Source organism: Rhizobium sp. 2MFCol3.1 (assembly GCF_000377565.1).
Taxonomy (GTDB): domain Bacteria; phylum Pseudomonadota; class Alphaproteobacteria; order Rhizobiales; family Rhizobiaceae; genus Rhizobium.
Genome location: NZ_KB898353.1, coordinates 198,315 through 216,195, shown reverse-complemented (window position 1 = coordinate 216,195; position 17,881 = coordinate 198,315). Strand labels below are relative to the sequence as shown.

Below are 17,881 nucleotides of genomic sequence, written 5' to 3'. Positions count from 1 at the left end.
GCCGCTTTCTTCCCCTATTTGCGCTGGCCGCGCGTTCGGCCGGCGTCTCAATTCAACGATCCCAATTCAAGGATACAAGGAGACAATCATGAGCTCGAACATTGAAGGCAAGGTCGTCCTCATCACTGGCGGCAGCTCGGGCATCGGCGCCGAAGTGGCGCGCACGCTGGCGGCCAAGGGCGCCAAGGTCGCGATCGCCGCGCGCCGGCTGGATAAGCTGGAGGCTATCGTTGGTGAAGCCACCGCACAGGGCGGCAATATCCGCGCCTATGGCATGGACGTTACCGACAGGAAGCAGGTTCAGGCCACGGTCGACGCCGTCGTCCGCGATTTCGGCAAGCTCGACGTCATCATCAACAATGCCGGTATCATGCCGATCCGGCCGATGGCCGAGGTCAACACCGACGAGTGGGACGCGATGATCGATGTCAACATCAAGGGCACGCTCTACGGCATCGCCGCCGCACTGCCGCTCTTCCTCGCGCAGAAATCCGGCCATGTCATCAACCTCAGCTCGGTTGCCGGCATCAAGGTCTTCGCACCCGGCGGCACCGTCTATTCGGGCACCAAGTTTGCGGTGCGCGCGATCTCGGAAGGCCTTCGTGCCGAAGTCGGTAGCGCGGTGCGCGTCACGTCGATAGAGCCGGGCGCCGTCGAAAGCGAACTCAAGCACGGCACGACCGGAACCGCCAAGGATGGCGTTCAGCAGTTCTACGAGATGGCGATCCCCGCATCATCGGTGGCGCGCGCGATCGCCTTTGCGATCGAACAGCCTGATGATGTCGATATCAACGAGATCGTCCTGCGCCCGACAGCGCAGGAATTCTGATCGTCCTTCCCTCGGATGATCACAGACGCCGGTTTACCCCGGCGCCTGCTGTGCTTGGGTCGTTAAAAATAGACAGCTTAAGCAAAATTACGCCCTCAATTTTCCCCGCCTCGAAAACCCCGCCCTACACTGTCGGCGTCCCGTCATTGGATACACCGGCAGGCGTGCCGGCGAGCCGGGATCGGCGCTGGGTGTTTGAGGAGGACGCAAGCTCTCTCATCCGGGGTTCGCAGAAAATGGTCTCCCTCCGGTGACGGCGGGTTCCGTCGCAAGACGGGCCCGAGTTGAGCCCGGACGTGCCTGTGAGGCACACATGGTCTCGTCGCGAAGTTGGGCGAGAAGGCAGAGAGACCGGAGTTGCGTTCATAAACCGCCGAACGGGGTGCTGGAAGGCACCATATTTTTTACTCTATCGAGGTGATTTCCAGCGCCCCGTCCGAGCGAAGTGCATGGTGGAGACACGGGCTTTCGGGCGGCGTGGGGATTTGGTGCGTCTGTTCACCGGGAGCCTGGCTGCCTCGGCGAGCGGCCTCGGTCACACAGGTCACGGCTTGCAGCCAGGTTATCGGCTGATCCGCGTCGACAGAATGATGGAGGACAGGGTTCGTTCGACACCGTTGATCGTGCCGATCTCGTCGATGAGCTGGTCGAGTTCGGTGATGGCAGGCGCCACGATGATGGCGATCAGATCGAACGAGCCGCTGACGGAGTGCAGCGTCGTCACCGCCTGGATCTTGCCGAGCGCGGCGACAACCTCGGAGAGCGCCTTTGGCGCGATGGTGATCAGGATGTGGGCCTTGATCAGGCTGGACGAATATTCCGCCGACAGCCTGACACCGTAGCCCGTAATGACCCCCTCGCGCTCCAGCCGTTCGAGCCGCGCCTGCACCGTCGTCCTTGAGAGCGACAGCTTTTTGGCGAGTGCCGCGACCGGTGTTCGGGCGTTTTCGCCAAGCAGGGCAAGCAGTTCCCGGTCCTTGATGGTCAGTTGCATCGGTTTCTCGCACTTCGTCGATCTGGTACGGCACTTTGCTAAGATACTAGCATCGAAATGACAATTTCGACGCTATGAATCAACCAAGCCAAGCCTACACTTATAAAAAACAGATAGGCAAATAGCAGGGGATTCATATGAAGGTCATCGTGGTTGTCGGCGCTGGGAAAATCGGCGGTGCCATCGCTCTGATGCTGGCGGATAGCGGCAGCTACCGGGTCGTCGTGGCCGACCGGGACGAGCAGCAGCTGGCGAAGATCGACCGTCATCCGGCAATCTCCGTCATGGCCGTCGATATCGCCGATCATGCCGCCCTCGTCGACGTGCTGAAGGGCAAGTTCGCGGTGCTTTCCGCTGCGCCGTTCCATCTGACCGGCAAGGTCGCCGAGGCCGCGGTGGATGCCGGCGTTCACTACCTGGATCTGACCGAAGACGTGGCGACGACCCGCATGGTCAAGACGCTCGCCGATGGCGCCGATACGGCCTTCATTCCGCAATGCGGCCTGGCGCCGGGCTTCATCTCCATCGTCGCCAATGATCTCGCCAAGCGCTTCGACAGCCTCGACAGTGTGCGCATGCGCGTCGGTGCCCTGCCGCAATATCCGTCCAATGCCCTGAACTATAACCTCACCTGGAGCACCGACGGGCTGATCAACGAATATATCGAGCCGTGCGAGGCGATCGTCGAAGGCAAGCTCATCAACGTTCCGGCGATGGAAGAGCGCGAGGAGTTTTCGCTCGATGGCGTGACTTACGAGGCTTTCAACACCTCGGGAGGCCTCGGCACGCTGGCGGAAACGCTGCAGGGCCGGGTTCGCACGATGAACTACCGGACGATCCGCTACCCCGGCCATCAGGCGATTATCAAGGCGCTGCTCCACGATCTCAACCTGAAGAACCGCCGTGACGTGCTGAAGGATCTGTTCGAAAACGCACTGCCCGCCACCATGCAGGACGTCGTCGTCGTCTTCGTGACCGTCTGCGGCTGGAAGGACGGCCGATACCTGCAGGAAACCTACGCCAACAAGGTCTATGCCGGCATGGTCGCGGATAAGCGCATGAGCGCGATCCAGATCACCACGGCCGCCGGCATCACGGCGGTGCTCGATCTGCTGGCCAACGGCAAGCTGCCGCAGAAGGGCTTCGTGCGACAGGAAGAGATCTCGCTCGACGACTTCCTCGCCAATCGCTTCGGCCGCGCCTACGGCGTCGAGCCGGCCAAGCGCCGCGAAAACGCCTAACGCCATCGAAGGGCATCAGGCCGTGCGGGAGTGGATTATTCCCGCACGCGATTTCTGAGATGACCTTCCTCCAGCAGGATCTTCACCGTCATCGCCGCGTTGTGGCGCATCTTGATTGCGGCGTGATCGGAGTAGAAGGCGTTGTGGGGGGTGATCACCAGGCGCCCCGCGAGCCAATCGTCCCTGTTGCGCCACGCCGTCAGAAGCGAATGGTTTTGTGGCGGCTCCTCGGCCAGTGTGTCGATCGCGGCTGCCGCCAGATGGCCGGTTCGCAGCGCGGTCTCAAGCGCGTCGAGATCATCGAGCAGCTCGCCGCGCGCCGTGTTGACGAGGATCGCTCCACGCTTCAGCCGCGACAGCGTCTCGGCGTCCAGAAGACCCCGCGTTTCGGCATTAACCGGGCAGTGGAGCGTCACGATATCCGCCTCGGCGAGGAGTTCGTCGAGCCGGTCGACGCGCTCGTAGCCGATCGCCTTTTCATGGCCGCGCGGCTGGCCGAGATCGTAGCCCAGGATGCGGAAGCCGAAAGGCTTGAGGCGGTTGACGACAGCCGTGCCGATCCGCCCGACTCCGATGACGCCGACCGTCGCACGGTTGGAGCGCGCGAGCGGCTTCAGGCTGTGAACTTGCCAGCCGGATGTGTAGCCGCGAGCGCGGGCATCGTGTTCCCACAGCCGTCGGTGCAGCGAGAGCATCATCGCGACGGCGTGGTCGGCCACTTCCTCGGTGCCGTAGTCGGGATTGTTCGCAAACGGGATGCCGGCTGCCGAAAGCGCCGGCAGATCGATCTTCTCATAGCCGACGCCATAGCGCACCACGCCCTTGCAGCGCGCAAGATGGGCGATGCTGCTCGCCCCGAGCCGCGCGCCCCAGACCATGAGCGCGTCCAGACGGGCAAGGCGCTCCGGCGAAAACTGCGTTTCATCTGTGGTCGCGAAGTAGTCGATCTCGACCTCGTCGCCCAACAGCTTCGCCTCGAGGTCAGGCGTGCCGAACATATGGTCGGTGATGCCGACCACGTATTTCCGTTGTCCCGCCATGCCTTGTCCGCCTCTGGCTCTGCCTTGACATCTCGAAGAAACGCATCGCCAGATGCGGTAACGGTCGACTATTCCGCGGCGATCGCCGTGGGTGCGGAGCGGGTGCGCACCAGGGCGGCTGCCTGGATCAGCGCCTGTTCGACGCGGCCAGTGATCGCGGGCGAGGGGGCGCCATCGGTGAAGTCCCGGCTCGAGGCATAGACGGCGGTCGGAACGACAAAGGCCTCGAAGAAGGCGAACAGCGGACGGAGCTGGTGTTCGACCATCAGCGCATGACGGTCGCCGCCGCCGGTCGCCGTCAGAATGATCGGCTTGCCGCGCAGGTCGGCCGGATCGAGCAGGTCGATCACATGCTTGAAGAGGCCGGTGTAGCTTCCCTTGTAGGTCGGTGAGCCGATGACGAGGGCGTCCGCCTCGATGATCGTGCGGATCACCGCCTGGGCCTTGGCATCGAGGTCGGCAATCGAGCGTGCGGTCGCCAGCGCCGGGCCGAAATCCTCGATGTCGAACACCACATGCTCCAGACCCGCGCGCTCAGCCAGCGACGCCGTAACGCTTTCGACGAAGCGCTTGGTGCTCGAGGGGCGGGTGATATTGCCCGAGAAGCCGACAATAAGATCGTTGCTCATCAAAGTTCCTTTCACGGGCCTTCCCGCTTATTCGAGGGGTGCGACTGGCCTGAATGCCGGTCCGCACATGCAGATGTTTCAGGTGCAGGAGGATATCGAGATGCCGCGAGGGCCTCTCGCTATGCCGTCTTGAGCACCGGTACGGCCGGGGAGCGCTCCAAGCGAGCGGCCTCCTCGGCGTCCCATTTCTGATAGGCGGCGCGGCCCAGCATCGAGATCGACGTGTCCTCCTGCGGCGCATGGACCAGCACCGATTGAACGTCCCGGAAATGCCGCTCGATGCCGAGATCGGCATTGAGACCAGGGTTTCCAAGGCCGCGCACGGCGAGCTGGACCGCCTCGGGCAGCTGGCGGCCGGCGATCAGGCGGGCCCGGATCAGTCTTTCGGCAGCGCCATCCGTCGATGCCAGTGCGCCGAAGATGAGCTCGCGGGCGCCGGAAACGAGAAGGTCGATTTCGCCCGAGAGAGTGACGAACCTCTCTGTCCGCGCGATCGGGTGGCCGAGGTTGGTGGGAATGCGTTCATGCGCAAAGCGGATGAAGGCCGATTGCGCGGCTTCGGCGGCGCCGAGATAGATCGCGGTCAGCGCGAGGTTCATCGCGGCGTGAGCGCGGTTATCCTGCTGGGCGACCGACGGGTCGACCAGTTCCAGCGCGTTTTCCGCGGGAACCTCGACATCGATATATTCGACGTCATGCGAGCCCGTTGCGCGCATGCCGAGGCTCTTCCAGTTTTCGATGATGCGAATACCCGGCAGACCGTTCGGAACAACGAATGTCCCGACGCGGGCGGAAAGCTCGTCCGTGTGCGCCCAGACGAGGAAATGGGTTAGCCCATGCGCGCCCGTCACGAAACGCTTGCGGCCGGTGATTGCCCAGCCGTTTGGCGTGCGGCGGGCGACGGTGGCGGGAAGGCCGCCGCGGGCGGGCGAGCCGAGTTCCGGCTCGACGCGTGCGGCATTGAGGAGCAGCGGACGCTCCTTCGCCTCGGCCAGCAGACGCCGATAGAGATCGTCAGGCCAGTGGCTCTTGGTCGCCTGGCCGAGATGATTGAAGATCGTCATGGCGCTGATCAAGGCAACTGATGGATCGCCCCGGCCAAGTGCCGCGAGGATATGGGCGGCATCGCTCAGCGTACCGCCTTTGCCGCCATAGCGGCTGGAAACCGTGCTTTCGAGCAGTCCGGCTTCATGGACGGCACGAATGCCGGTCCAGGGGAACTGGCCCGTCTGATCGGCTTCGGGTGCGGCTTCCGCGAGGATCCGTACAGTGTCATCAAGGGCGATCTGGTTATAGGGCATGCTGAGGCCTTCTGGCTGTCGGAGAGCATCCTCGATATCTCGTGAGGATGCTTTTAAGGCGGACGCTGAAAGAGCTGCGGTCCGGCGCTGTAGCCGGACCGCATGCATCATGCGGCGTTCTTCTTCTTGGCGTTTTCCCGCTCGCGGATGCCCTCGCGCACCAGCGGCAGGATGTAGCGCCCGTAGTCGACCGCATCGTTGAAATTGTCATAGCCACGGATCGAGATCAGGTCGGCGCCGAGGTCGATATAGTCGAGGATCGAATCCGCGATGGTGCGCGGCGAACCCACGAGCGCGGTGGTCGCGCCGCTTGCATTCGTGGCGGTCACCGTCGGATACCAGAGCGCGCGGTCATGCACGTCGCCGCGAGCAGCGATATCGAGCAGGCGCTGCGAGCCCACATTGGCTGGCGGCGTCGCGTTGATCGGCGCGCGCGCCAGGCCCTTCTGGCGGTTGGCGGTCAGCTGATCGAGAACCTTGTGGGCCTTCTCCCAGGCGAGTTCGTCGGTTTCGGCGACGATCGGGCGGAAGGTGACCCAGATGCGGGGACGATCCGTGCGGCCGGCCTTCACGGCTTCGGCGTAAATCCGGTCGATCTGTTGTTTGGTTTCCTTGAGCGGCTCTCCCCAGAGCCCGAAGATGTCGCAGAGCGAGCCGCCGATGCGATAGGCCGCATCCGAGGAACCGCCGAGCGAGATCGGGATGAGACCGTTGGTGGGACGAACGGCGCTGCGGAACTGCTTGAACTGATAGTATTTCCCGTCGAAGTCGAAGGGTTCCTTCGATGTCCAGGCAAGGCGCAAGATGCGAATATACTCTTCCTGCCGCTCATAGCGCTCTTCCTTATTGAGGAAGTCGCCTTCACGCGCCTGCTCATCGTCGCTACCGCCGGCAATGAAGTGGACGACCACGCGGCCGCCGCTCAGCTGATCGAGCGTCGCGAGCGATTTCGCCGCCACGGTCGGATAGACCGTGTTCGGCCTCAGCGCGACAATGATCTTGATGTTCTTGGTATGCGCCAGCACCGTGGCGCCGAGCGTGAAGGGATCGAAGGACGATGAGGAGTAGGGGATAAGGGTGTAGTTGAAGCCGTAGTCGTCAAGGGCGCGTGCGTAGCGTTCCAGAAAGAGCGGGTCGACGGGCGCATCCGGCAGCGGGTGCAGGTCGTTCGACGCGTTTGGAAAGCTTACGCTGATGAATTCCGCAGTCATGGGAGCTCCTTGATGGTGACGGCCAGTGCTTGGACGTTAAGCAGTGGCGAATTGAGAATGAAGAGAGGCATTTCTATTTCTATAGAAAAGATAGAATATTTTGCTGCCGTGCGGCTTTGAGTGAAGGCGGTGGTCGTGATGTGTGTTCTGCCTGGGCTAAAAGCTGGGCGTCCAGCCAAGCGCTGGCGCGACCGTGCGGGAAAGGTCGGTCAACAGCTTGATGTTGTCGGCAAGGCCGAAGGAGGGGGGAAGAAACAGCACCAGCTCATCGGCGGCCGCAAGGCCTGGGTCGTTGAAGACGGCGTCGATCACCTCGTCGGGCGAGCCTTGAAACACCGGCGAGATCCTGAGATTGGCGGGTTGGGTCGGCGGCGCGAGCGCGCCGTTGGGGCGCGATGCGGCAATGCCCTTGGTTCGCCGCTCGAGATCGTAGGCGGCGTATTTCTCGCGCAGTTCGGCGCTGGTTCCGACAAGGATCGAGGCTGCGACGGCGACCGGAGGCGGTTCGGTCTTCCAGAGCCTGCGCCAGGTCGACCGGTAGGCTTCGATGATCCGGGCCTGGTACTGGCCGAAGGTCTCGCCCTCGTCGAGATCGTGCAGCACGGTTCCCGAGATCAGGCCGATGCCGAGTTCCGCTGCCTGCACGGCCGAGCTCAGGCTCGCCGAGCCCTGGCGGATACGCGCCCGCAATGTCGGACTGTGCGGCGTCACCCGCAGCTCGGCGCCTTCAGGGGCACCCTGGCCTGCTTCGGTCACCGTATGAAGCACCTCGCCCGAGATCGCCGCGAGAAACCGTGCCTGGCGGCGCTTGGCTTCGGTGCGCGCATCGGTGTCGGTGGTCCCGAACACGGCGTCGAAGGCGGCGTTCGCGCCGGTGGAGATCGCGAGCTCCAGCCGGCCGCCGATCAGGAGATCCGTGGTGCTCGCCGCTTCGGCAAGCAGGATCGGGTCCTGGTAGCGCATCGGGATCACCGCCGAGCCTAGCGTGATGCGGCTGGTGTGCTGGCCGGCGGCGGCAAAGAACGGAAGCGGCGAGGACAGATAGTGGTCGAAGTGCCGTTGGTAGGCCCAGCCCGATTGGTAGCCGAGCGCCTCGGCCTGCCTGAACAGCTCGATACCATCCTTCAGGCCCCGCGCCGGCCCGGTGTCGTCGCTGAACGACACGCGCGTGTTGAAACCCAGCCGTTGCTTCGGCCGGAAGCCTACAGGCACAGTGTTGGCGGATGCGGCGATGGTCATGCGATTTGCTCCTGACGCTTGACTTGCCGGAGCTTGCCGCGCGGCGCGGGGGCGGCTTCGGCGATCCCCGCGGGGATCGATTCCAGCAGGGACGCGGTGTAGGGATCCTTCGGCGCGCCGAAGATCTCGGCGACCGTTCCATGCTCGACAATACGGCCCTGCCGCATGACCGAGACGGAGTGCGCGAGCTGGCGGACCAGAGCCAGATCGTGCGAGACGAAGACATAGGTCAGGCCAAGCTTTGCCTGCAGCGACAAAAGCACCTCGACGATATCGGCCTGGACGCTGACGTCGAGCGCGGAGGTGGGTTCGTCGAGCACGATGACATCAGGCCTCAGCACCAGAGATCTGGCGATCGCAACACGCTGGCGCTGGCCGCCGGACAGTGCGCCCGGCTTGCGGCCCAGCAGATGTTCGCCAAGCCCGACATCGGCCAGGGCCTCGCGAACGCGAAGGTCGCGCTCCCCAGACGTGCCGATCTTGAACCTGTCGAGCGGTTCGCGAACGAGGTGCTCGACCTTCCAGGTCGGGTCAAGCGAGGTGAACGGGTTCTGGTAGACGAGCTGCAGGTGGCGCCACACGGAGCGCAGCGCGGTCCGGCTTTGACCGGTCACCGTTTCGCCGGCGACGGTGATCGCGCCGCTGTCGGGCTCCTCCAGTCCGAGAAGCAGCCGGATGGTGGTCGTCTTGCCGGAGCCGGATTCGCCGACCAGCGCATGCGTAGTTCCAGCGGGAACCTCGAAGGAGATGTCGTCCACCGCCGTCAGCGTCTTGCCGTCGACCGTGAACCGCTTCGTCACGCCGCCGACGGTAATTTTCGGCGCGCGGCTGCTGTCCTTGAGAAGCGCGAGGCCGGGGTCGCGAAGCCTGGCGTAGCGGTTCGGATTGAGGGCCGGGACGTCGGCATGCAGCTTGCGGGCATAGTCGGATGCCGGCGCGGCGAAGACCGTCGATGTCCTGCCCGCTTCCTGCACGGTACCGTTCTTCAGGACGACCAGCGAATCCGCGCGCTCGGCGGCGATCGCCAGGTCGTGGGTGATGAGGAGGAGGCTGATGTCGAGCTCGTGCTGCAGGCGAGACAGCAGATCGAGGATCCGTTTCTGGATGGTGACGTCGAGCGCCGAGGTCGGCTCGTCGGCGACGAGAAGCGTGGGGCGGGGCAGCACCGCGAGGCCGATCAGCACACGCTGCAGCATGCCGCCGGAAAGTTGGTGCGGGTAGGATTCGTAGACGCGGGCGGGATTGTCGAGGCCGACCTGCGCGAAGGTTTCAAGGATAAGCGCCTTGCGGATTGCCGCATTGGGTTCGTCGGTCAGCGCCGCGGCCTCCATCGCTTGCACGCCGATGCTGCGAACGGGATTGAGCGCGTTGCCCGGGTCCTGCGGCACGAAACCGATCTTGCGCCCGCGAAGCGGCCGGAACTGGCGCTCGGATTGCGCGAGTATGTCCTTGCCGCCGAACACGATCTTCCCATTCGCCGCGCCGCCGCTGGGCAGCAGCCGCAACACGGCGCGCGCGATCGTCGATTTGCCCGATCCGGATTCGCCAATGAGCGCCAGGCTCTTGCCTTGCCCAAGTTCGAAATCGACGCCATGGACGACCTCCTGGCGTCCATAGGACACCGAGAGATTTTCGACGGCCAGGAGCGGTGCCGCGCTGGTCGCGACAAGGGCGTCCTGGTGGGCGATGAAGGCGGTGTTCAGTCTGTTTTGCGAAGCCATCGGCTGATCCTGTTCACAGAGAGGACGGTCGCGATCGTGACGAAAGCGGGTGCATAAACGAGCCAGGGCCATTTGAGATAATCCTTGCCGATCGAGATCAGCAGGCCCCAATCCGAAGCTGGCGGCGGGTCGCCGTAGCCGAGGAAGGCAAGGCTGGCGATGACGAGGATAGACTCGCCGAATTGCAGAACGGCGAGCGGCAGCACCGAGCGCGAGGCGTTCGGAAGCACATGGCGCAAGAGGATGTACCAGCGCGAACCGCCCGCCAGGAACGAGGCCTCGACGAAGGTCGACTGCCGGGTCTTGATGACCTCCGAGCGCGTGACGCGCGCGAAGAAGGCGACGGCCGAGACACCGGTCGCGATGGCGGCGTTGATGGTCTCGAAGCCGATGGCCGTCACCACGATGACTGCCAGCAGAAACTTGGGAATGGAGAGCAACACATCGACCAGCCGTGCGAAGACGATATCGACCCATCCGCCGAGGAAACCCGCGACCAGGCCGATCAGCCCGCCTGCCACGACGCCGATCACGACGGCGACGAGCGCGCTGGAGACCGAAGAGGCGGTGCCGAAGACGACGCGGGCATAGACATCGCGGCCGAGATGATCCGTTCCGAACCAATGCGCGAAGCTCGGGCCCAACAGCTTGTCGGCGGGCACGCCGACAACAGGGCTATGGCTGGTAAACAGCTGCGGCGCGATCGACCATCCGATAACGATCGCGATGATCGCCAATGACAGCACGACGGTGGCAGAGAGGCGCAGAGCGGCGAGCCGACCGGAGCCTGCGTTCGAGAGGGAGAGATTGGAAACGAGGCTCATGGATGCACCGCCGTTGTCGTGCCGAGCGCGCTGTCATCGGCCGTTGTCGGGCGACGCTTCGTGGCCCCGAGGAGTTTCACGCGAGGATCAAGCAGCGGGTAGAGGAGATCGGCGATCAGGTTGACGAGCACGAAGACGACAGCGCCGAGCGAGACGATCGCCTGCAGCACCGGCAAGTCCTGCGTACTCACCGATCGCTGTACCAGACTGCCGACGCCGGTGCGTCCGAACACGGTCTCGGTGATCAGCGAGCCGCCAAGCAACTCGCCTATGGTCAGCGCGACGACGGTGACGACGGGCAACGAGGCGGGCTTGAGGAGATGCCGGACGAAGAGGCGCATCTGGCCGATGCCGCGGCTGCGGGCAACGGCGGCGTATTCCTGCTCCGCTTCCTTGTCGAGATTGGCGATCAGAACTTCGGCGATCTGCGCGGAGACGGGAATGCCAAGTGCGACAGCGGCAAAGAAGGTCGCCCAGGCGCTGTCGGGGTTGATCACCCGGAAGAGGCCGAGCTGGAAGCCGAAGACGTGGATCAGCACCAGACCGATGACGAAATTCGGTACGGAGAGGAAGAGCGACGGAAAGCCGCGTAACAGCCCCTGTCCGAACCGCTTGGGCACGAAGCGGGTGCCGTAGGCGACCGCCATGGCGAGCACCAAGGCGACCGCGAGGCCGGCCGCCGCCAGGATGAGCGTCGAGGGCAGCACCTCGCTGATCAGGGTGGCGACCGGCCTGTTGGAGCGCATCGACATGCCGAGATCGCCGGTCAGGAAGCCGGAAAGCGCGTTCCAAAGCTGCACGATCACAGGCTTGTCGAGGCCCTGCGCGGCGATGATCTCGGCGATCTCTTCTTCGCTGAAGCCGTTCTGCGGGTTGCGCAGGACGCTGGTGATCGGGTCGCCAGGCAGGATGCTGACGACCACGAAGGTGAAGACATAGGCCAGCAGGATGACGACGGCAGCCTGGCCGAGCCGTTTGGCGGCGTAGGTTAGGTAGACATTGTTCATGCCGATGCCTCACATGTTTCAGGTGTCTCGCGCGTCAGCCGACGAGCGAGGCCGTGTAGTAGCTGGCATAGGCGACGCCGTTGTAGACCTCGCCCTTCAGCTTCGGCGACTGCACGTAGATGCGCTGGACGATCTGCGTGCGCGGGATGAAGTAGCCCTGGTCGAGAACATATTGCTGCAGGTCGTCGAGGAGCGGCTTGCGCTCGTCGATGGAACCGGCGCCGGCGATCTTGTCGCGCAGCTCGTTGAGCTTGGTGTCGCGGTCGTCGAGCGCGAACCAGTTCTCGCCGTTGTTCGCGTTCGTCAGGATGCTGGCCACCGTGCCGGCGTCGATGAAGCTGCGCGTCACCTCGTAGGTCGGGACGGCGGCGCCGCCGAACTTCACCTTTTCGCCGAAAGTCACGACGTCATAGGCGCGGATGGCGACCTTCCAGCCAATCTTGCCGAGCTGTTGGGCGATCAGTTCGTCGACGGACTTGGAGGTGGCGAGATAGGGATTGGAATGGATGGTCAGCACCAGCGGCTTGCCGTCCTTGCTGCGAATTCCGTCGGCACCCTTCGCCCAACCTGCCTCGTCGAGCAGCTTTTCGGCCTTCTCGGGATTGTAGCTCAAAAGATCGCTGTGGTCGGTGGCGCCCGGTACGTTGCTCTGGATGAAGGACGTCGCCAGCTTCCAGTCCGGCGTATAGACGGTGTCGATGATTTCCTGGCGGTTGATGCCGGCCTGCAGGGCCTGGCGAACCTTGACGTCGTCATAGGGCGCCAGCTTGGTGTTGACGGCCCAGCCGTTGACGAAGCCGAGATAACGCGGCGTGGCGATGGTGAAACCCTCGTCCTTCAGCGACTTCAATTCCTGGGGAGAGGCGTTGTAGGCGATGTCGGCCTGGCCGGATTGAACCGAGGCGACCCGGAGGGATGGTTCCGACACCAGCTTGTAGGTGATGGAATCGAGGAAGGCGGGGCCGGTGTGGCCGACGGCCTGCGGTCCCCAGTTGTAATCCTTGCGCTTGACCAGCGTGACGTGGTCGCCCTCTTTCCAGCTTTCCACCACAAAGGGCCCGCTGCCGGCGGTCTTGCTGAGGTCGGCCTGCTCAGCTGCCGGCAGCGCGATGCTCTTGGGAGAGATCAGGATCGAGCCGTGATAGCCGAGCGTCGGTATGAAGCCGAGCGTCGGCTTCTTGAAGAAGACCTTCACCGTGCCTGCATCAACGGCCTCGGCGTGGTCATAGGTCTTGGGGAAGAGGCCGATCGGATTGATGCCTTCGTTCTTGCGGCCTGCATACCAGATATCGAGATTGGCGACGACGGCTGCCGCATCGAGCGGCGCTCCGTCCGAGAAGGTCACGCCGCTCTTCAGATGAAGCGTGAATTCGGTTGCCTTGTCATTCTGCTCCCAACGCTCCACCAGCCAGGGGCTGACCTTGCCGTCCTGGTCGACGTAGAGCAGCTTGTCGGTGACGTGGCCCCAGATATGGCCCTGAAAACTGGAGATCGCGCTGTTGTTCGGGATCCAGGTGTCGCCGAGGGAATCGATCAGAAAGGTGATGTCGCCACCCTCGCGCGGCGCGTCGGCGGCCTGCGCGAAACGGGTTGCCGAGGCAACAAGCGCTGCGCCCGCGGCCACGGATGTGGTGATCAGCAGGCGGCGCCGGGAAAGGGAAAGCAGGGAGGAACGTTCGGTCATGGGTGATCCAGATGATGGAGTGATATCTTGGTTATGCGTCGGGTCGCGGAGACGCGCGGGCGCGAGGCCTCGGCTAAGTGCCGCGACTTGTAAGGGTGCATGGGCGATAGGCGCGGGCGTAAAGCCCGGCGTTATCGGGCCGGCATGGTGGAGCACATCGCGCGCTGACCGTGCGTTCTCGTCTTTGTGTCGGTCATCAAAAGCTCCCTCGTTTCGGCTTCAAGTTCATGACCGACAGCCTAGCAGCGCATCCCGCTGGAGAAAGACTAGTTATTCTTTTTCTATGGAATTTATAGATTAATTTGCCGGGATTCTGGATGCTGTATGGATTGGTGTTTCAGGGTGTTTTCCAAGAGCGGACCTCACGTCCGATCGTCGAGCGCGGCCCTGATCGCGGCATCGTCTTCGCGCGCCACGAAGCGCATCGGCTCGAAGATCCGCACCGGCGGCAACGGGCCGTTAAAGCGCTCAAGTTCCACCCGCGTGATCTGTCCAGTCGAGCCCTGCGCGAGCTTCGACGTGCCGATGTCGCGCGTCAGAATATTCGGGTTTCCGTGAATGCACATGGTGGTTTCCGCTTCAGGATCGGCGGGCTCGAACCAGGCGCCGGTCGCAAGCTGCATCACGCCCGGCCGCACGTCGTCGCTGAGGATGGCGGCGGCGAGGCAGCTGCCGCGCCCGTTGAACAGCCTGACGATATCGCCGTCCGAAATCCCGCGCGCGGCCGCATCGGCGGGATTGATCCGGATCGGCTCGCGACCGTCGATCTTCGTCGAGCGGCTGAAGGCGCCGTAGTCCAGCTGGCTATGCAGGCGCTGGTAGGGCTGATTGCAGATTAGGTGCAGGGGGTAGCGGGCTTCGTCCCCGGCCTCTCCTCTCGAGCCCGGGGGATACCATTGTGGATGGCCGCCGCAATCGTCGTAGCCGAAGCGCGCGACCGTCTCGGAGAAGATTTCGATCTTTCCCGACGGTGTCTGCAGCGGGGAGGCGTCTGGATCGTGCCGGAACCCGTTCGCTGGGCCGCCATCGTCGGGCTTTATGGGAAGACGCAATTCGCCCCGCTGCCAGAATGTCTCGAAATCCGGCGCCTCGTGGCCGCCGGCGGCGAGCGCCTGGCGCGTCGTCTCGAACAGAAAGGCCAGCCATTCGCGGCTCGTACGGTTTTCGGTGAAAAGCTCGAACTTGCCGAGCCGCCGCGATATCTCGGCAAAAATCGCGTAGTCGTCCCTGGCTTCGCCAACCGGCTCGATCAGGCGCTTCATCGCGATCATCAGCTGGTCGCGATCCGCAGCACCTATGTCGTCGCGCTCCAGCGTCGTGGTCGCCGGCAGCACGATGTCGGCATGTCGCGCCGTCGAGGTCCAGGCCGATTCATGCACGATGATCGTCTCCGGCCGCCGGAACGCCGCGCGCAGCCGGTTGATATCCTGGTGGTGATGAAACGGATTGCCGCCCGCCCAGTAGACAAGGCGGATATCGGGATAGCGAAGAGCCTGGCCGTTATAGTGAAACGCTTCGCCCGGGCCGAGCAGCATGTCGACGATCCGCGCGCAGGGAATGAAATCGGGCACCGGGTTCTTGAACTGGTTGAGCGTCGGCAGCGGCACGGCGAGAAGCTTCTTGCCGATATTTCCGAGGGCGCCGAGCGAATAGGAATAGCCGCAGCCATCCAGTCCGATTTGCCCGAGCATGGCCGCAAGCACGATCCCCATCCAGACCGGCTGCTCGCCGAAGTCGGCGCGTTGCAGCGAATGGCTGACGGTGATCAGTGTCCTGGATCGCGCCATGGCGTGCGCGAGGTCGCGGATGGCGTCAGCGCCGATGCCGCAGATCGAGGCCGCCCATTCGGCGGTCTTCGGCGTGCCGTCCGCGCGGCCGAGGAGATAATCCTCAAAGCGGTCGTAGCCGACGGTGTAGCGGTCGAGAAACTGGCGATCGCGCAGGTTCTCGCTGACAAGCACATGGGCGAGGCCCAGCATCAAGGCCACGTCGGTGCCGGGAACGACGGGCATCCACTCGGCGTTCACCTCTGACGGAAAATCATCGGCCAAGGGGCTGACGAGCACGAAACGCGCGCCGCGGGCGCTTGCTCCTTTCAGCTTCGGCAGCACGACATGGTTGCTGATGCCGCCGCCGTGCACATCGGCATTCTTGATCGCCATGCCTCCGAAGGCGACGACCAGCTCGCTGCTGCGCTCGATCGCATCCCAGGTAACGCTCTTGCGGTCGAAACTGTCGTAGGGGCCGAGCACATGCGGGATGATGACCATCGCCGCGCCGGAGCTGTAGGTGTTGACGGAACGCACGTAGCCGCCGAGCAGGTTGAGGAAGCGGTGGATCTGGCTCTGCGCATGATGGAAACGCCCGGCGCTCGCCCAACCGTAGGAACCACCGAAGACGGCCGTTGGGCCGAAGCTCTCGTAAACCCGGCGAAGCTCTGCCGCGACGAGATCCGCCGCCTCTGACCAGCTGACTTCGACGTAGTCGTCGGCGCCGCGCCTTTGCGCGTGGCCGGGCCTGCCCTCAAGCCAGCCCCGCCGCACGGCCGGTCGCCTGATGCGCACAGGGCTATCGGCGATCGCTGCCAGATTGCCCAGCAACGGCGACGGATGCGGATCATCAGGATGAGGCTTTATCTCCAGCCGGCCATCGGCCATTCGGCCGGAAAACGCGCCCCAGTGAGAGCTGTGAGGTTTAAACGCATTCATGTCGAAACGCCCTCGCCATCGCGGCCGGTTGAAGAAAAATGCAGGACTTATTTCGCAAGAATCTTGCCGGGGTTCATGATGTTCCGGGGATCGATGGCGCTCTTGATCACGGCCATCAGGTCGACGGCATCGCCGTGTTCCTCGCGCATATAGGCGATCTTGCCCGTGCCGACGCCGTGTTCGCCCGTCGACGTTCCGCCGACGGAAATCGCGTGTCGCACCATCTTCTTGTTGATGGCCGCGACCTCCTCGAGTTCGGCCCGGTTGTCTGGATCGACCGCGAAGACGACGTGGTAGTTGCCGTCTCCCACATGGCCGAGAATGGCCGCGGGCACGCTGCAGGTCTCAAGCAGTTCGCGGGTCTTGACGATGCAGCCGCTGAGTTCCGACACCGGCACGCAGACATCGGACGACCAGCCTTTGGCGTTCGGGCGCTGCGACACGACGGCGTAAAACGCGTTGTGGCGCGCCTTCCAGAGGCGGTTGCGATCCTCTGGCGCGTTGGCCCACTCGAAATCCCGGCCACCATTGTCCTCGACGATCGCCGCGACCATGTCGACCTGTTCCTGGACGCTGGCGGGCGAGCCGTGAAACTCGAAAGCCAGCGTGTCCTCGATCTTGAGCGACAGGCCGGAATAGGCGTTCACCGCCTGGATCAGCCCACGGTCCATCAGCTCCATGCGGGCGACGGGGATGCCGAGCTGCACGACCGCGATCGCGGCTGCGACCGCCTGCTCGACGGTTTCGAATGAGCAGAGCGCCGCGGAGATGGTTTCGGGAATGCCGTAGAGCCGCAGCGTCACTTCCGTGATGATGCCGAGCGTGCCCTCGGAGCCGACGAAGAGCCGTGTCAGGTCATAGCCGGCAGACGATTTGCGCGCCCGGCCGCCGGTGCGGATGATCTGGCCATTGGGAAGCACGACGGTGAGCGACAGCACGTTCTCGCGCATCGTGCCGTAGCGCACCGCATTGGTTCCGGACGCACGCGTCGCGGCCATGCCGCCGATCGAGGCATTGGCGCCGGGGTCGATCGGGAAGAAGAGACCCATGTCGCGGAGATGCGTGTTCAGTTGCTCGCGGGTGACGCCGGCCTCGACCGTGCAATCGAGGTCCTCCGCGCTGACCCGCGAGATATTGGCCATGCGCGAGAGATCGATCGAAACGCCGCCGCGCACCGCTGTCAGATGACCCTCAAGTGACGTTCCGGCCCCGAACGCGATGACAGGCACGCCATCCGCCGCGCAGAGCCGGACGATCTGCGCCACTTCTTCCGTGCTCTCAGCAAACACCACGGCATCCGGTATCGCCGGCGTGTGGTGGGATTCGCCCCGGCCGTGCTGTTCGCGAAGCGCCTGCGCCGTCGAGAAACGGTCGCCGAAAAGCTGCCGCAGTGTTTCGCCGAGCGACGACGGAAGGGTGGGGGACATGATCAACTCCGCAGGAACAGTCTAGG

At 63.9% G+C, this 17,881-nt stretch carries 14 protein-coding genes; 2 read left to right on the top strand and 12 right to left on the bottom strand.

Annotated features, from left to right (window positions below):
* The first annotated feature begins 88 nt into the window (after positions 1 to 88).
* Positions 89 to 829, top strand: coding sequence for an SDR family oxidoreductase (locus tag D460_RS0101005; RefSeq protein ID WP_018896622.1), 741 nt, complete (start codon positions 89 to 91; stop codon positions 827 to 829).
* Between the two features lie 562 nt (positions 830 to 1,391).
* On the opposite strand, the gene D460_RS0101000 is transcribed toward D460_RS0101005, so the two are convergent.
* Entirely contained in the window at positions 1,392 to 1,823 is a 432-nt protein-coding gene (locus D460_RS0101000) for an Lrp/AsnC family transcriptional regulator (protein ID WP_018896621.1), read from the bottom strand.
* 137 nt (positions 1,824 to 1,960) lie between these two features.
* Here D460_RS0101000 and D460_RS0100995 point away from each other — a divergent pair, with 137 nt between their 5' ends.
* Positions 1,961 to 3,064, top strand: a complete 1,104-nt coding sequence (locus D460_RS0100995) for a saccharopine dehydrogenase family protein (RefSeq protein WP_018896620.1) — start codon at positions 1,961 to 1,963, stop codon at positions 3,062 to 3,064.
* 35 nt (positions 3,065 to 3,099) lie between these two features.
* Here D460_RS0100995 and D460_RS0100990 read toward each other — a convergent pair whose 3' ends face one another.
* The 11 genes from D460_RS0100990 to D460_RS0100940 all read right to left on the bottom strand — a co-directional run bounded on the left by D460_RS0100990 (position 3,100) and on the right by D460_RS0100940 (position 17,855).
* The gene (locus D460_RS0100990) at positions 3,100 to 4,104 is read right to left on the bottom strand and encodes a C-terminal binding protein (protein WP_026282653.1); all 1,005 of its coding nucleotides are present in this window, start codon (positions 4,102 to 4,104) and stop codon (positions 3,100 to 3,102) included.
* 68 nt (positions 4,105 to 4,172) lie between these two features.
* Positions 4,173 to 4,733, bottom strand: a complete 561-nt coding sequence (gene msuE / locus D460_RS0100985; protein ID WP_018896618.1) for an FMN reductase — start codon at positions 4,731 to 4,733, stop codon at positions 4,173 to 4,175.
* 119 nt (positions 4,734 to 4,852) lie between these two features.
* Positions 4,853 to 6,034 carry an acyl-CoA dehydrogenase family protein gene (locus D460_RS0100980; protein ID WP_018896617.1) on the bottom strand — a complete coding sequence of 394 codons (1,182 nt, stop codon included), beginning with the start codon at positions 6,032 to 6,034 and terminating at the stop codon, positions 4,853 to 4,855.
* A gap of 107 nt (positions 6,035 to 6,141) precedes the next feature.
* A complete protein-coding gene (locus D460_RS0100975; protein ID WP_018896616.1) occupies positions 6,142 to 7,245 on the bottom strand; it encodes an LLM class flavin-dependent oxidoreductase in 1,104 nt (367 codons plus the stop codon).
* Between the two features lie 156 nt (positions 7,246 to 7,401).
* The gene (locus tag D460_RS0100970) at positions 7,402 to 8,484 is read right to left on the bottom strand and encodes an LLM class flavin-dependent oxidoreductase (protein ID WP_018896615.1); all 1,083 of its coding nucleotides are present in this window, start codon (positions 8,482 to 8,484) and stop codon (positions 7,402 to 7,404) included.
* Complete coding sequence (locus D460_RS0100965; protein WP_018896614.1) at positions 8,481 to 10,205, bottom strand: ABC transporter ATP-binding protein; 1,725 nt, start codon at positions 10,203 to 10,205, stop codon at positions 8,481 to 8,483. The genes D460_RS0100970 and D460_RS0100965 overlap by 4 nt, the downstream gene beginning before the upstream one ends.
* Positions 10,184 to 11,029 (bottom strand): ABC transporter permease, encoded by an 846-nt coding sequence (locus tag D460_RS0100960; RefSeq protein ID WP_018896613.1) that lies wholly within the window; start codon positions 11,027 to 11,029, stop codon positions 10,184 to 10,186. Before D460_RS0100960 ends, D460_RS0100965 begins: the two co-directional genes overlap by 22 nt.
* Positions 11,026 to 12,036 carry an ABC transporter permease gene (locus D460_RS0100955; protein WP_018896612.1) on the bottom strand — a complete coding sequence of 337 codons (1,011 nt, stop codon included), beginning with the start codon at positions 12,034 to 12,036 and terminating at the stop codon, positions 11,026 to 11,028. Before D460_RS0100955 ends, D460_RS0100960 begins: the two co-directional genes overlap by 4 nt.
* 34 nt (positions 12,037 to 12,070) lie before the next feature.
* Positions 12,071 to 13,720, bottom strand: a complete 1,650-nt coding sequence (locus tag D460_RS0100950; protein ID WP_018896611.1) for an ABC transporter substrate-binding protein — start codon at positions 13,718 to 13,720, stop codon at positions 12,071 to 12,073.
* Positions 13,721 to 14,082: 362 nt separating this feature from the next.
* Positions 14,083 to 16,428, bottom strand: a complete 2,346-nt coding sequence (locus D460_RS0100945; protein WP_026282652.1) for a molybdopterin-dependent oxidoreductase — start codon at positions 16,426 to 16,428, stop codon at positions 14,083 to 14,085.
* A gap of 47 nt (positions 16,429 to 16,475) precedes the next feature.
* The gene (locus D460_RS0100940) at positions 16,476 to 17,855 is read right to left on the bottom strand and encodes an FAD-linked oxidase C-terminal domain-containing protein (RefSeq protein ID WP_018896609.1); all 1,380 of its coding nucleotides are present in this window, start codon (positions 17,853 to 17,855) and stop codon (positions 16,476 to 16,478) included.
* Positions 17,856 to 17,881: the final 26 nt, after the last annotated feature.

What these genes read in the sequence shown, in the direction of transcription:
- D460_RS0100980 (WP_018896617.1), bottom strand. Translation starts at nt 6,034, where the DNA reads ATGCCCTATAACCAGATCGCCCTTGATGACACTGTACGGATCCTCGCG.
- D460_RS0101000 (WP_018896621.1), bottom strand. Translation starts at nt 1,823, where the DNA reads ATGCAACTGACCATCAAGGACCGGGAACTGCTTGCCCTGCTTGGCGAA.
- D460_RS0100990 (WP_026282653.1), bottom strand. Translation starts at nt 4,104, where the DNA reads ATGGCGGGACAACGGAAATACGTGGTCGGCATCACCGACCATATGTTC.
- msuE (WP_018896618.1), bottom strand. Translation starts at nt 4,733, where the DNA reads ATGAGCAACGATCTTATTGTCGGCTTCTCGGGCAATATCACCCGCCCC.
- D460_RS0100970 (WP_018896615.1), bottom strand. Translation starts at nt 8,484, where the DNA reads ATGACCATCGCCGCATCCGCCAACACTGTGCCTGTAGGCTTCCGGCCG.
- D460_RS0100960 (WP_018896613.1), bottom strand. Translation starts at nt 11,029, where the DNA reads ATGAGCCTCGTTTCCAATCTCTCCCTCTCGAACGCAGGCTCCGGTCGG.
- D460_RS0100995 (WP_018896620.1), top strand. Translation starts at nt 1,961, where the DNA reads ATGAAGGTCATCGTGGTTGTCGGCGCTGGGAAAATCGGCGGTGCCATC.
- D460_RS0101005 (WP_018896622.1), top strand. Translation starts at nt 89, where the DNA reads ATGAGCTCGAACATTGAAGGCAAGGTCGTCCTCATCACTGGCGGCAGC.
- D460_RS0100955 (WP_018896612.1), bottom strand. Translation starts at nt 12,036, where the DNA reads ATGAACAATGTCTACCTAACCTACGCCGCCAAACGGCTCGGCCAGGCT.
- D460_RS0100975 (WP_018896616.1), bottom strand. Translation starts at nt 7,245, where the DNA reads ATGACTGCGGAATTCATCAGCGTAAGCTTTCCAAACGCGTCGAACGAC.
- D460_RS0100945 (WP_026282652.1), bottom strand. Translation starts at nt 16,428, where the DNA reads ATGAATGCGTTTAAACCTCACAGCTCTCACTGGGGCGCGTTTTCCGGC.
- D460_RS0100940 (WP_018896609.1), bottom strand. Translation starts at nt 17,855, where the DNA reads ATGTCCCCCACCCTTCCGTCGTCGCTCGGCGAAACACTGCGGCAGCTT.
- D460_RS0100950 (WP_018896611.1), bottom strand. Translation starts at nt 13,720, where the DNA reads ATGACCGAACGTTCCTCCCTGCTTTCCCTTTCCCGGCGCCGCCTGCTG.
- D460_RS0100965 (WP_018896614.1), bottom strand. Translation starts at nt 10,205, where the DNA reads ATGGCTTCGCAAAACAGACTGAACACCGCCTTCATCGCCCACCAGGAC.